Annotated in this window: 12 protein-coding genes; 2 read left to right on the top strand and 10 right to left on the bottom strand. The window is 37.7% G+C overall.

The window, feature by feature from the left end:
* Positions 1-2 precede the first annotated feature (2 nt).
* The 5 genes from dltB to CC204_RS18410 all read right to left on the bottom strand — a co-directional run bounded on the left by dltB (position 3) and on the right by CC204_RS18410 (position 6,082).
* The gene (dltB, locus tag CC204_RS18430; RefSeq protein ID WP_162288365.1) at positions 3-1,208 is read right to left on the bottom strand and encodes a D-alanyl-lipoteichoic acid biosynthesis protein DltB; all 1,206 of its coding nucleotides are present in this window, start codon (positions 1,206-1,208) and stop codon (positions 3-5) included.
* Positions 1,205-2,716 (bottom strand): D-alanine--poly(phosphoribitol) ligase subunit DltA, encoded by a 1,512-nt coding sequence (gene dltA, locus CC204_RS18425; RefSeq protein WP_088271504.1) that lies wholly within the window; start codon positions 2,714-2,716, stop codon positions 1,205-1,207. The genes dltB and dltA overlap by 4 nt, the downstream gene beginning before the upstream one ends.
* 17 nt (positions 2,717-2,733) lie before the next feature.
* Positions 2,734-2,883, bottom strand: a complete 150-nt coding sequence (locus CC204_RS18420) for a teichoic acid D-Ala incorporation-associated protein DltX (protein ID WP_088271503.1) — start codon at positions 2,881-2,883, stop codon at positions 2,734-2,736.
* Between the two features lie 360 nt (positions 2,884-3,243).
* Positions 3,244-5,325, bottom strand: a complete 2,082-nt coding sequence (locus CC204_RS18415; protein ID WP_088271502.1) for an ABC transporter permease — start codon at positions 5,323-5,325, stop codon at positions 3,244-3,246.
* Positions 5,315-6,082: an ABC transporter ATP-binding protein gene (locus tag CC204_RS18410; RefSeq protein ID WP_088271501.1), complete on the bottom strand. Its 768-nt coding sequence runs from the start codon at positions 6,080-6,082 to the stop codon at positions 5,315-5,317. Before CC204_RS18410 ends, CC204_RS18415 begins: the two co-directional genes overlap by 11 nt.
* Positions 6,083-6,392: 310 nt before the next feature.
* Between CC204_RS18410 and nrdD the strand changes: the two genes are divergently transcribed.
* A complete protein-coding gene (gene nrdD / locus CC204_RS18405) occupies positions 6,393-8,585 on the top strand; it encodes an anaerobic ribonucleoside-triphosphate reductase (RefSeq protein WP_088271500.1) in 2,193 nt (730 codons plus the stop codon).
* A 139-nt stretch (positions 8,586-8,724) separates the two neighbouring features.
* Positions 8,725-9,327: an anaerobic ribonucleoside-triphosphate reductase activating protein gene (gene nrdG / locus CC204_RS18400; RefSeq protein WP_088271499.1), complete on the top strand. Its 603-nt coding sequence runs from the start codon at positions 8,725-8,727 to the stop codon at positions 9,325-9,327.
* Positions 9,328-9,461: 134 nt separating this feature from the next.
* Here nrdG and CC204_RS18395 read toward each other — a convergent pair whose 3' ends face one another.
* The 5 genes from CC204_RS18395 to CC204_RS18375 form a co-directional block, all read right to left on the bottom strand.
* A complete protein-coding gene (locus CC204_RS18395; RefSeq protein ID WP_088271498.1) occupies positions 9,462-10,871 on the bottom strand; it encodes a cryptochrome/photolyase family protein in 1,410 nt (469 codons plus the stop codon).
* A 63-nt stretch (positions 10,872-10,934) separates the two neighbouring features.
* On the bottom strand, positions 10,935-12,059 hold the full coding sequence (gene dinB, locus CC204_RS18390) for a DNA polymerase IV (protein ID WP_088271497.1): 1,125 nt from the start codon (positions 12,057-12,059) through the stop codon (positions 10,935-10,937).
* A 40-nt stretch (positions 12,060-12,099) separates the two neighbouring features.
* Positions 12,100-13,077 (bottom strand): HD domain-containing protein, encoded by a 978-nt coding sequence (locus CC204_RS18385; protein ID WP_088271496.1) that lies wholly within the window; start codon positions 13,075-13,077, stop codon positions 12,100-12,102.
* Between the two features lie 136 nt (positions 13,078-13,213).
* A complete protein-coding gene (locus CC204_RS18380; protein ID WP_088271495.1) occupies positions 13,214-13,555 on the bottom strand; it encodes a P-II family nitrogen regulator in 342 nt (113 codons plus the stop codon).
* Positions 13,556-13,565: 10 nt separating this feature from the next.
* Positions 13,566-14,783, bottom strand: coding sequence for an ammonium transporter (locus CC204_RS18375; RefSeq protein ID WP_088271494.1), 1,218 nt, complete (start codon positions 14,781-14,783; stop codon positions 13,566-13,568).
* Positions 14,784-15,023: the final 240 nt, after the last annotated feature.

The following is a 15,023-nucleotide window of genomic DNA, read 5'->3' as shown; positions in this document are numbered from 1 at the left end:
TTTTATTTGAAAAATAACGTATCTAAGAATCCTGAAAAAATCAGGAAACTGAAACATACTGCATTAAATGTTAAAAATACTGCCAATGCGTGCGTAAACTTATTGGACGGGATACTGTCTTTGTGTTTTTTCTTAAAACGCAGCCAAGCATCCGTCACACAAATCAATGTCGCATGATATATACCATAAGCTAAATAATACCAAGTCAGGCCGTGCCAAACACCCATCAGTAAAAACAAAGCGAAGTATCCGACATTAGAAGCAACGATCCGACTCTTAAACACTTTCTTCTTTATTAAGGTGAACATCAAGCGCATATAAATATAATCACGGAACCAAAAAGACAAGGTCATATGCCAACGATTCCAAAATTCTTTGATATTCCAACTCAAGAAAGGTTTATTAAAATTGACTGGCGTATCGTAGCCCATCAAATAACTTGTCCCAACTGCAAACAGACTATAACCAGCAAAATCAAAAAATAGATACATACTATAGATATACATATACGCAACCAATGCCCAGGAGAAGCCGCCATTTTTTTCAGCTATCTTAGCTGCGACAGGCATCAAAACCTGACCAAAATAATACCCAATAATAAATTTGTATAAAAAGCCTAGAAAAAAATTATGGATTCCTTTTCCTAAAAAATCAATATATTTTTCAGGTGCTGGCGGATTTTCGACATCTTTCTCAAAACGGCGATACCTGTCAATAGGGCCGGAAGATATCGTTGGGAAGAACAAAAGGAATTGGATGTATCGAAACACATTGTACTCCTTGATCGAACCATCCCGCATTTCCATGATGATTTGAACAGATTTAAATGTTAGATAAGAAATACCTAAAAAGCCTAATAACGAAGCATGACCTGATACAAATGGCACCACTTTAACAAGTACTAATGGAAATATAGCTAGAAAAACAGCCAAATAGAAAGCCCATGCGGCGTTTTGTTTTTGTCGATAGTGGAAATAGAACCAAACCAAAATCGTTTGCCAAATCACATAACCGATCAAAGCAACGCCTTGCTTCCAATCTTCTCCGCCAAAGCTCATATACAAGAAAAATAGTGTAACCAGTACTTGATACCAGGACCAACGCTTGCCTTTGATCAATAAGGTCAAAATCATCGGTAACAGGGCAACTAGCAAATAAATAAAATAGAGCGGATTCGCGTAAGGAATCATATGTGGAAAGCCCATCATGTTGCATTCACCTCATTCATCAATCCCTTACGATCGATCTTTCCGTTTGAAGTCAGCGGCAACTGCTCCACATAAACAAATTTTTGCGGAATCATATAGTCCATAACCGTTTGTCCTAATTCTTCTTTGATTGCTTTTGTCAATTTGAATTCTTTTTCAAATTCATTTGGATGAGCAACAACAAACGCAACTAACTGCTGAACTTTATGTTCATGATACTTTGGTACGACTGCGGCTTGTTTGACATAGGAAACGTTGGCCAGATGATGGTCGATATCTTCAAGCTCAATGCGGTAACCATGCATTTTTATCTGAAAATCGATTCGTCCGTCATAGATCAGCATGCCTTCTTGCAGCTTTCCAGCGTCACCTGTGCGATATGCAGGTTGGCCTTTATACTCAAAAAAGGCAGCTTCCGTTTTTTCTTTGTTGTTCATATACCCCTTAGAAACACTGGGACCCGCAATAATGATTTCTCCTACTTCACCTTGTGGCAGTTCAGTATTTTCATTCATAATATATACGTGTGTATCTTCTTTTACATATCCGATTGGTATTCGATCATATTTTTCTAGCAGCTCTGATGTAATTTTAACTCCCGAAATTGCCACAGTTGCTTCCGTTGGGCCATAAGTGTTAAAAATCTGAGCATCTGGAAAACGCTCCAGTAATTTTTGCGCCGTTGCTTTCGGTAACTCTTCTCCGCAGAATAAGAAAATTTTCAGACTCTTTACATTTTTTTGTTCAAAATTTGGTTCCATCAAACAAATATCCATGAATGATGGTGTCGAAACCCAAACCTCTATCTCCAAAGTCGGAAGGACTTTGAACAGCTGTTTAAAATCAGTGATGACTTCTTTCTTCATTGGCGTCAAAGAACCTCCTGAAACTAAGGCAGGATATAGATCCATCACTGACAAATCAAAGGAATATGGCGCTTGCGATAAAAAGCGCATCCCTTCAGTTATGCCAAAATCAGTCAACTCCCAATTCACAAAGCTCAATAAATTCGTGTGACTGATTTGAACGCCTTTAGGAACGCCAGTCGTTCCAGAGGTAAAAATAATATAATAGGTTTGTGAGCCCTCAACTGGTCGGAGCATGTCTGCTGAAGTAGAAATCGTATGCTCTTCCTTCACTTTTTCTAAAGAAATAATTTCAGCTTGCGTTGCAATGTCCGGCCATTCAGCTATGGAAAAAATCAGTGCAGGATCCGCAACATCTAAAATCATCTCTATCCTTTCAGCTGGGGTATGGGCTTCGATCGGGATATAGGCATGACCGGCTTTAGAGGCACCAAGAAAGCAGGCTAACATATCGTATTCTAATTCGCCATAAACAACCACAGGACGAGAGCGTTCTATGTTTTGCTGTAAATATCCAGCAACAGTATCGGAGTCTCTTTTTAATTCTCCGTAAGTATGCGTTTGATCGGCTTCAATATACACAGGTCGATTTGGCTCATTCAGCCCCCAACGATCGACTGCTTCTATAATATCAGTAATCATGTTGAAGTCTCTCCTTTCTAAAACTCATTATAAATAAATGATCCACCGTCAATATTTTTATAATGATACAAATAAATCAGTATCAGTAATATGCCAAAATAGAAAATCGTTTTTCCAATAAATTTGCTCCAGTATTGCACATTGGTCTTAGTTAAAAATTCTTTCAATTTTATAGCCCTCCTAAACAGTCGCCTATCACCTTTTTTGTAAGGTAATTGTAATAAAGTAAAATGAAAAAAGAAATCCAATTCGCTAACAAATAGCTGTTTTTCACTAACAGTTTTGTCACTTCCATAAAAAAAGGGTGGACAAAAGTCATAAGCTTTGCTCCACCCTTGATTAAGTATTTGGAAACGTTAGAAATTTATTTTTTTTAAGAATTATTATTTTTTTAAGAAATCATTAAGGATAGTAAAATTTTCGTTGTTACGTTAGACACATTTACCTATTATATACTTGAACGCTTAGAAAATGAAGCAGAGTTTTATTTTATTATCCTTTTTTAACCTTCTTTTATATTCAATTATTTAATCTTTCTCAAGTACGATTCGAATATAAATCGCTGAAGTTAAAAAATAATACGCTAAATAAATTAAAATCAGCAAACCGCAAGATAAATAAGCCAACCAATAACCTGAACTTGTAATTATCATACTAAAGACATAAATTGCGAAGCTTGCATGTAAAACACCAATGATCATTGGTGGGAAAAAGATAATACTATTTTGTTGATAGACAAGTTTTCGGATCTCTTTTTCAGAAACGCCGATTTTTTTTAATAGCTCGTAACGTTCCTTTTCTCTTTCAGCTTCTGAAAACTGATGCAGCATCAAAATACTGCCTGTGATGATCAACGCTAAAATTCCTAAAAACATAGCTACATAAATAAATAGGCCCATTTCTCTTCTCTTATATCTCAAATCTGAAAAGCGACTTGTATAATTTAATTGCCAATACTCTTGTTCATCTAAATCAGATGGACTTTGTCCTTCTTTTTTTTCTGGATTCCGGCTTGTTTTTGATGTATACCCTTCAACTTTCTGACCTTTCCACTGGTAACGATAATAAACAGGTGAGATCCATTTGGGCTTTATTTCTTCGGCTATTTTATCTGAAAGAGCCTCTTCATCCTTTGAATCGACATTTATCGCGTACAATGAATAGCTGATGCCTGTATTTATTTTGTTAAATTGTTCATCGGAAACGATCACCGTTGGAAAACTATAACGAAGCAAATCTTGACCTAAATAATCCGGTCGAACATCGGCAATCTGAAATCTGGTATTTTCGGAAAAAATAAAGTCAGAATCATACCGAATGACACCAGCCAATGTATTTTGAATACTATCTAAAACTACAAGGTCAGTCGGGTGTTTCAATTCGATATTCTTTAAATAATGATTGTATTTTTGAAATTCTCGATAATTAGAAAGAGCCATTATATTGATTGGCGTTAAATTACTTTGGCTGGCATCTTGACCAATTTTAAGACTATAGCGGCTGCCTGTTAGCTTATAATTTAATTCTACTAGCGATTTTACTGAAGTGTCTGACTGATTTTCAATCGTTGTCATTACTTTATCAAGATCATCCTCCGCCACGATATAATCATTTGGCGCAACAATGTTCACTGAATTCATTCCAATCGTATAAATAGAGGCCGCCCCTCCGATCATACCCAGAGCAATAGCAATAAAAATCGTGACGGCAAAAAGTGTGCTACCCACTCTTGTCATGTGAAGCTTTGTGTTGCCGACTGCAACCATATTTAGATTTCGATAATAAGCAGAGCGATTTTTTGTAAATAAATAGACAACTAGATGCATCGTGTATTTAAAAAATAGAAAAGTACCAATACAGCAAATAGCTAAAATAACTAGAGGTGCAAGAAAAAAGCCGCCAAACCCCAGGGATGTTTTCATCAAAAATGAGATAAACTGCACAATATTATAGGACAAAAAATAACCAAAAAGAATCAACAATGCACCAAAAACTCCCAAACCGGCTTTAAATCTGGATAAGCGATTTGATGCAGCTTCCCGTTTCTTTTCAGGGGTTAGCAAGTTTGTCACCTGATAAAGATAAATCAGCCAAGTGCTTCGGATCGACACTGCTAATAGCATAAAAACAAAGACAACACTTGTTTGTACCATCGAAGGGACTGAGATAAAAAACAAACTTTCCACTTGTAAAAACATAGCTTTCGCAAGAATCATCGAAAACAACTTTGAGAAAATCACACCTAAAAATAAGCCTGTGATCAAGGAAATAGCCCCTAAAAATAATGTTTCAATGAAAAACAGCAAGGATATCTGCGTCTTCTTCATTCCAACCAATTGATACAGTCCGATCTCTTTTCGACGTTTTAATAAAAAGAAGTGATTCGCTGCAAACATAAAGCCCAGAATCATGATTACGATCAAGACACCGCCTAGATTCATTGCACCATCAATATGGATTTCCTGACCCAGCCGATTCGTCAACGATCGATTGTAGGTAAGTGCGCTAAAACAATAATAAACAACTACCGCAAATGTCATACTGACAAAATAAACCAGATAATTCAAAAATTGACCCTTAAAATTTTTCCAGGATAGGTTAAAAATCATTCGCACGACCACCTCCGCCAATCGTAGCCTGCATATCGATCACTCGATTGAAAAATTCCTTTCTTGATCCTTGGCGTACGACTTCTGAAAAAATCACCCCATCTTTGATAAATAAAATACGATTACAGTAACTTGCCGTATAAGGATCATGAGTCACCATCATGATCGTTGCATCATCTTCAACATTCATATTCGTCATATATTGAAGCAACTCTGCAGCCGACTTAGAATCTAGTGCGCCGGTAGGTTCATCCGCAAAAATCAATTTTGGTTCTGTGATCAGTGCTCTGGCTGCAGCAACCCGTTGCTTTTGACCTACCGAAATCGTATTAGGGTATTCATTCAGCAACTGTTCGATTCCCAACACAGTAGCCACATGAATCAAACGCTGCTCCATCTTTTCAAGCGGTATTCGATCGATCGCTAACGGTAATAAAATATTATCCTTAACATTTAAGGTATCAAGCAAATTGAAATCCTGAAAAATAAATCCTAATTCTTTGCGGCGAAAATCGCTGACTTGATTATTTCGCATTTTTAAAATATCCTGACCATCGATCCGAACTGTACCAGTCGTCGGTAAAGCAATAGTCGAAATCGCATTCAACAATGTTGACTTTCCTGCTCCGCTGGGTCCCATGATCCCAACAAATTCGCCTTGTTCCACAGAAAAAGAAATATTGTTTAGGACCTGAACTTTATTATTTCGATAGCCATAAGATTTACTTAGATGATTCACTTCTAAAATTTTTTTCATCTGATTCGCTCCAGTTTATTCATTGTCCTTATTCTACCAATTTTTTGGACTGGTGAACATCGATTCCTCTTACAATTAAGTAATGATAATAAAATGTTTAAGAAGTATTTATTTTTCCAGACAAAAAAGTTGTGACACTTTCCACAAACCTTTTAGGCAATTGTTTTCATGCTTTTTCCATTCTCACCAAACACTATATATAGTTGTTCGTTTGATAAAAAATAAAAAATGGACACTATATATAGTTGAAACTTTCGTCGAATTGTTTTATGATAAGAAAGGAATAAATCTATGAGGAGATGGGTTATAAATGATAGAGATTAAGCAAGCTAAAAATGACGTGGGTGCTACTGATTTGACTTTGCATACGATGAAAATCATCAAAAGAGATGGACGTCTAGTTGATTTTAATGACCAGAAGATTTATGATGCTTTGATCAAAGCTGAACAAAAAATTCGAGGTTCATTGGACCCGCTTGCTCATGAGCGCATTCAAGAGATCGTGGAGCGCATCGATCAGGAAATTGCAGAACGATTTGTAGATAATGTCAAAATCTATGAAATTCAAAATATCGTAGAGCACATTTTACTTGCTAAAAACGAATACGAACTTGCAGAAGAATACATCAATTACCGTACACGACGTGATTTTGAACGTAGCAAATCAACAGATATCAATTTCACGATCGGCAAATTGATCAACAAGGATCAAGCGGTCGTTAATGAAAACGCAAATAAAGACAGCGATGTGTTCAATACACAACGTGATTTAACTGCAGGTATCGTTGGGAAATCGATTGGATTGAAAATGCTCCCTCCACATGTGGCAAATGCCCACCAAAAAGGAGATATCCACTATCATGATTTAGATTATCATCCATATACGCCAATGACAAACTGTTGTTTGATCGACTTTAAAGGCATGTTGAACAATGGATTTAAAATTGGGAATGCAGAGGTTGAATCGCCTAAATCGATCCAAACAGCGACTGCTCAAATTTCTCAAATCATCGCCAATGTAGCCTCAAGTCAATATGGCGGCTGTTCTGCTGACCGAGTAGATGAGCTGCTTGCACCTTTTGCAGAATTAAACTACGAAAAACATTTGGCAGATGCAAAAGAATGGATCGACGGCGCAGATCGTCAAGAAGAATTTGCTAAAGCTAAAACTAAAAAAGATATCTATGATGCGATGCAAAGTTTAGAATACGAAATCAATACATTGTTCACTTCAAACGGACAAACCCCTTTTACTTCTTTAGGTTTTGGTCTAGGTGTCAACTGGTTTGAACGTGAAATTCAAAAAGCGATTTTACAAATCAGAATCAATGGCTTAGGTAGTGAAAAACGAACAGCGATTTTTCCTAAACTGATCTTCACATTGAAACGCGGTGTTAATTTGAATGAAACAGATCCAAACTATGACGTAAAACAGTTAGCACTTGAGTGCGCAACAAAACGGATGTACCCAGATGTTTTAAGCTATGATAAAATCGTAGATTTAACTGGCAGCTTCAAAGTTCCAATGGGCTGTCGCTCATTCCTACAAGGTTGGAAAGACGAGCATGGCGAAGAAATCAATGTCGGCCGGATGAATCTTGGTGTCGTGACATTGAATCTACCAAGAATCGCCATGGAAGCGAATGGAAATCTAGATAAATTCTGGTCACTTTTAGAAGAACGCTTGGGCACGATGAAAGATGCATTGGTTTATCGAGTTGAACGCTGTAAAGAAGCAATTCCTGCAAACGCACCGATCTTGTATATGTATGGTGCTTTCGGTAAACGTTTATCCAGAAAAGAATCAGTAAATGAATTATTTAAAAATAAGCGTGCCACAATCTCATTAGGCTATATTGGCTTATACGAAGTTGCTGCTGCCTTTTATGGCGGAGATTGGGAAAAGAATCCTGAAGCAAAAGACTTTACCCTTGCGATCTTAAAAGATTTAAAAGCCCATGCCGATCAATGGGGCAATGATTATGGTTATCACTTCAGTGTTTACTCAACACCTAGCGAAAGCTTAACAGACCGCTTCTGCCGTTTAGATACTGAAAAATTTGGTGTTGTAGAAAATATCACTGACAAAGAATATTATACAAACAGCTTCCATTACGATGTTCGTAAAAATCCAACACCGTTTGAAAAATTAGATTTTGAAAAAGATTATCCACAATATTGTTCTGGTGGGTTCATTCATTATTGTGAGTATCCAGTTTTACAGCAAAACCCTAAGGCTCTAGAATCAGTTTGGGATTATGCTTATGACCGCGTTGGTTACCTTGGCACAAACACACCGATCGATCATTGCTACGAATGTGGATTTGAAGGTGATTTCAACCCAACTGAACGTGGCTTTGAATGTCCTCAATGCGGCAATCATGATCCAAAATCTTGTGATGTTGTAAAACGGACTTGCGGTTATTTAGGAAACCCCCAAGCAAGACCGATGGTGCATGGTCGCCATAAAGAAATCTCTTCACGAGTGAAGCATATGAAATAAACCGTTCAGCTAAACAACTGGAAGAATAGTTTCATTTTTTCAGTTGTTTAGTTGTTTATTGTATTTTTTATTCATACTAGTCGTTTAGATGAACGACTATAGAAATGTTTTTCATTTTTATTTGAAAGAAGGAACTATAATGAGAAATCCTAAACCTCAAGAGTGGCTGGCAGATGAGCTTAGCCAAAACTATATTGCTGATTACAAGGCATTCAACTTTGTTGATGGTGAAGGTGTTCGAAATAGCTTATACGTCAGTGGCTGTTTATTCGCTTGTGAAGGATGCTTTAATCAAGCGGTGCAAAATTTCCGGTACGGGAAGCCTTTTACAAAAGAGTTAGAGGATAAAATTATTGAAGATCTCTCCCATGATTACGTGCAGGGGTTGACTTTGTTGGGTGGGGAGCCTTTTTTAAATACACAGGTTTGTTTGAGTGTCGTTGACCGTGTTCATCAAGAATTTGGTTCAACAAAAGATATTTGGTCCTGGTCTGGTTATACTTTTGAAGAATTGCTGTTGGAGTCTTCTGATAAGCTAGAATTGTTGAATAAAATCGATATTTTAGTGGATGGACGCTTTGAACTGGCTAAAAAGAATTTGAACCTACAATTCAGAGGAAGCAGCAATCAGCGGATCATCGATGTGAAAAAATCATTCGCTTGCGGTCAAGCTGTCATATGGGATAAATGCCATGATGGAGAACAAGCATATGAGCAAATCAAAAAGTCTGAATTGATCTGATTCATCCTTGCTCTAAACAAAATAGACTGAAATAAAAGCAATTATTTTCGAGGTAGTTGCTTTTGTCCCGCTATTTATTCTGAATTAGAGCCCGAAACAAAACCGATTTTTCGTTTTGTTCTGGGCTCTTTTGTTTATTCTTTAAAAAACGTTAGAATCTCTGCTCTCATTTTGCTATGATCGACAATCGGTTTTGGGTAGTCTTTCCCAATAAAAATATTGAGTGATTCTTGTACTTCTTTTGGCATTTTACTTGGTTCATGAATAAACTTATTCGGAACTTTACTTAATTCAGGAAGATACTGACGAATGAAATCACCTTTAGCATCAAATTTTTCACTCTGAGTCGTTGGATTGAAAATTCTGAAATATGGAACAGCATCCGTCCCTGTCGAAGCAGCCCATTGCCAACCTCCGATGTTGCTTGCTGCATCATAATCGATCAATTGTTTTTGGAAATATTGTTCGCCTAAACGCCAATCGATCAATAAATCTTTCGTTAAAAATGACGCTACGATCATCCTCAAACGATTGTGCATCCAGCCAGTTTGATTCAATTGACGCATAGCTGCATCTACGATGGGGTAACCTGTTTCACCTTTTCGCCAACTCTCAAATAGCTGCTTATTGTATTGCCATTGGAGCTGGCGATACTGTTCTTTGATTTCTTGGTTCTTTTGATCGGGATGTTCAAAATAAACCATATTATAAAAATCTCTCCAGCAAAGTTCCGAAATAAAGGCTTGGCGCCCATCTGATTCCGGCTCAGCAATAACAGCCTGCCAAACTTTTCGGATAGATATTTCACCAGTTCTTAAAAATCGTGAAAGCTTACTCGTCTGATCTTTAAATGGATAATCTCTATTTTTGTGATACGCGTGCAATTCATCTTTTATAAATGTTTTTAAGACCTTTTCAGCTTCTATTTCACCACAATCATAAGTAAATGGTAAATCTATTTTTTCTACTATTTCATTAAATCTACTTTCACCTTCAAAAAATAAGGAATGGGCTGCTTTTGAAAACGCCCGATCGATCGTCGATAACCTTTCATAGGCTTTTTTAGGTTGATTTTGCCAGTTTCGATAATAAGGTGTAAAGACTTTATAGTTTTCACCGTTGGGCTTCTTGATTTCATCAACACCATGTAAATGGCTGTCTTGGTAAGCATGAACATTGATCTTTTTCTTTTTAAAAAAAGCAGTTATTTTTTGATCTCTTTTCCTACCATAACCTCGTTCATCTTTATTAAAATAAATGCTATCCCATTCTTGAAAGCTATTCTTCAATTCTGAAAAATTTTCTTCTGGATCACCATATGAAAAATGGAGCGGAATCCCCCTTGCTTTAAGCTGTTCATAGAATATTTTTACACTATAGAAGAATGTATCATGATTATAACTATTTTGGATAAACTGAGTTGGATTCAATTGGAATATACAAATAAGTTCATCATCCACAGCCGCTTGCTCCAGCATCTCACTAAAAGCTGTATTGTCATCTAATCGAAGATCTTTTCTAAACCACATGATCATTTTACTCATCTATTTCCCCTACCTTTATTCTCGAGTGTAGCATAAAAAGAAGAGTAAAACGAAAGCTTCGCTCTATTCTTCTTTCTTTTCCCATAAAGGCAGCACAATATTTTCATACGCCATGGGATCAAGATTAGTCAGCGTTATTCCTAATAATCGGATTCCTTGCTCCAGTCCGAGGATTTCTTCCCAAATTAAATTGGCTTGGTAAAACAGCTCTTCTTTCGTTGAGATATACTCCGGCAAAGTTTGGCGTCTTGTGACTGTCGTATAATCAGAATATCGAACTTTTAAAACGACTGTTTTTCCATGCTTTTGAACATGCTCCAATGAAGCCTCTACTCGTTCCGCCAATTGTCTTAGCTGAGCTGTAACCTGGGCTTGGGTGGTCAGCGGAGTACCGTAAGTATGCTCTTTCCCGACCGACTTACGATCTCTAGTGACATTGACAGGTGAATCATGGATGCCGCGAACCTTTCGATAAAGAGAATAACCCATTTTCCCAAACTTACTGATCAGTTCCATCTCATCTTTTTCATATAGATCAGCCCCGGTAAAAATACCTAGTTCATGCATTTTCGGTACAGTTTTTTTCCCGACACCGTGAAATTTTTCAATCGGTAACGCCTTTAGAAATGTTTCCGCATCGTCCGGCAGAACAACAGTGAGACCTTTGGGCTTTTGAAAATCAGAAGCTAATTTTGCTAGAAATTTATTGTAGCTGACTCCGGCAGAACAAGTTAAATGCAGCTCGTTCCAAATATCAAATTGAATCATCTTAGCAATTTTAATAGCTGATTTGCTGTTGATTTTATTCACCGTTACATCCAGATAGGCCTCATCGATCGAAACTGGTTCGATCACATCAGTATATCTACGAAAAATTGCTCGAATCTGCTGAGAAATTTCTGAATATTTTTGATGATTCCCCGCTTTAAAAATCGCCTGCGGACATAGTTCAAAGGCCTTTTGGGCACTCATTGCTGAATGAATCCCAAATTTTCGCGCTTCATAATTAGCAGTTGTCACTACACCTTTGCCACCAGTGTCACTAGGATGACGGGCAATCACCAACGGATGACCGACTAGCTCAGGATGATCGCGTTCTTCAACAGAAGCAAAAAAAGCGTCCATATCGATGTGAATAATTTTACGTGACGTATCCTTACGTAAAGGAAAGCGTAATTCACTGATCATCGTCTTTGTCCTCCTTAGATCAAACTCATTTCAACAGTCGTCAAATAAACTTAAGATAGATTCCACGTTCGCTGTCAGAACGCAGCTTAGCCACTTTTACTTTCGCTTCATCCGATACGGTCGAGACTGGAAGCAACTGCCCGTCTATTATCAGAACCGGGTCTACGATACGTGTTTTCTTTTTTTGATAAATGTCGTAGTTCTCTTCACTTGTACAAACAACACACGAAACTGGAGCTTCAAGCCGGGACAGCAATATCTGTATACTTTCGGAATTTATCAACTTGATTTTTTCGATGAACGCTGTATCTGTCACCATCAAATCTGCCATTGTCAACGCCTGATCGGCTAAACCTTGACGAATGATTTGAGCCATCCATTCATAGCTGCAGATATTTCGAGGGTCATAGAAAAAGTCAATAACAACCTTACGATACTGGTCGATAAACCAAACCGCCCAGTCAACGGATTTCAGTGCGATCTTTCCTTCGATAATTTGAATGTCTTCGATAAACGATTGTATTTCATAAAGAGGAACCTCAAAATAACGATGGACCTCTCTCAACGTATAATCAAGCCGATCACAACATAATAATGGTGCTTCTTGTTCTAATAAAGTCCATTTCTGATCATCAAATAACAGCTGTTCATAGTCATATCCATAGGTAGAAAGCAGCTTGGGGATGGCAGAATGTTCAATCAGATCAGCTTTGATTTTTTCATGGTAATCATCTGCTTCATTTTCCAATGCTAGGTCGATCACGTGAGAAAATGCCGTATGGGAAATATCGTGAAGCAAGCCGGCTATTTGTTCTTCCAACGTACCTCCCAGCTTTCTGATCAATAGCATCACGCCAAGAGAATGTTCGTAACGTGTTTCATCCCATGCTGGATTTTGTAAATAGGCTGGACCAGCCATATGTACATCTTTTAATCGCTGAACCTCATCGGATAAAATCAGCTGTTCCAGTACTTCTTCTATTTCAAAATGTCCATATAAAGCATCTCCGATTATCATGAATTAACCCCTGTCTCCATTTTCATTTATGTCTTCATTATATACGAACGTCTGTTCATTTACAACCAAAATTGATTTCATAAATAGTTGGTTAAAAAGACAGAGCATCCTTTTCAGAATGCCCTGTCTTTTTAATCTATATTGCTTCTTTTCCTCGTTCACCTGTTCTGATTCGAATCGCTTCTTCTATTGGAGAGACAAAAATTTTTCCATCTCCAACTTCTCCAGTTTGACAAATACTCAAAATCAACTGGATGATGTCCTCTACTTTTTCATCAAAGACAACAAAACTAACAACTACTTTAGGTAAAAGTGTTGTGATGATCTCTTGTCCTCGGACATACTCTTTTAATCCTTTTTGATTACCACATCCCAATACTTGTGTGACAGTCATTCCTGTTGTATCCAATTTTTGATCTAAAGCGAGTTTCAATTCTTCTAACTTTTCTTGCTGAATGATAGCTTCTACTTTTTTCATTGTTTTCCTCCTACGAATCTAGTCCCATAAAGGTCGGATAGGCAGTTTCATCATGCTCGATCCGGTCTAATCCTAATGCTTCTTCACTTGCTGAAACACGGATCGGCATGAACAGCTGGATTCCCTTGATGATCAAGAAGCTGGCTGCTCCTGCAAAAATCAATGTAAAAACAATACTGGCAACTTGCGCGAGAAATAATTCTGTTCCGCCATACAATAAGCCTGTTTTTCCACCAATTGCTGGATCAGCAAAAATACCTGTCATGATCCCGCCAAATACACCGCCAACACCATGACAGCCAAACGCATCTAAGGCATCATCGTACCCAATTTTATGTTTGACAAATGAAATGAAGAAATAACAAAATGGACTGACTAACGCTCCCAGGATAAAAGAACTCCAAAGAGATACAAAACCGGCTCCAGGCGTGATCGCAACTAATCCTACAACAGCTCCCGTACAAGCACCTACAACTGTGGGTTTACCAATTTTCCATTTCTCTAAAAGCATCCATGATAACATGCCGCTCGCAGCCGCCGTATTGGTCGTCAACATCGCATGGATCGCTAAGCTGTCAGCAGCTAACGCCGAGCCTGCATTAAAACCAAACCAGCCAAACCAGAGCAGACCTGCTCCCAAGACGACAAACGGAATATTATGCGGCCGGTATTCTGTTTGATGATATTCACGGCGTTGCCCTAAAACCATAGCTAAAACTAAACCGGAAATGCCAGAACTGATATGCACAACATTTCCGCCAGCAAAATCGATCGAACCAATTTTATCTAAAAAACCGCCGCCCCACACCATATGAGCCATCGGATAATAAACAACCAGCGACCAAATCCCGATAAATAAAAAGATCGCGGAAAAGCGCATTCGGCCAACCACAGCTCCTGTAATGATCGCCGTTGTAATCAATGCAAACATCATCTGAAAGCCAGCGAACAACGCTTCTGGAATTTTTTCCCCTTCAGTCAACGATACATGATTAAAAAATAGCTTGTCTAAATTCCCGATAAACTCATTTGAGCCGCTAAAAGATAAAGAATAGCCGATCATCACCCATAATACTGAGGCTAAACCCATTACACAGATGACCATCATCATGGTATTTAAAATATTTTTCCGCCGTTCCAAACCTCCGTAAAAAAAAGCCAATGCAGGTGTCATCAAAAATACCATACCCGAACAAATCAAAATAAACGCAATATTTCCTGCTTCCATCAAAAACCCCTCCATTATAAAAAGTAAGCCAACCTTCATTTAGCTTTGTCGGTTATTTTAGCATCCTTCCTTTCATTTTCCTAATGAAAATAACTTGAAAACGAAAAATAATTTGATTTTTCTGACAATTCACGTGATGAAAAATGACATCTATACCAATAGAGCGATTTCATTATAAAAAAGGACTGAAACAGTTATCGTTTCAATCCTTTTTTATGTGCCGAGACAATCTATTTCTCT

This window comes from Enterococcus wangshanyuanii (genome assembly GCF_002197645.1).
Classification (GTDB): Bacteria; Bacillota; Bacilli; order Lactobacillales; family Enterococcaceae; genus Enterococcus_L; species Enterococcus_L wangshanyuanii.
This window is presented reverse-complemented; position numbering and strand designations above follow the sequence as displayed.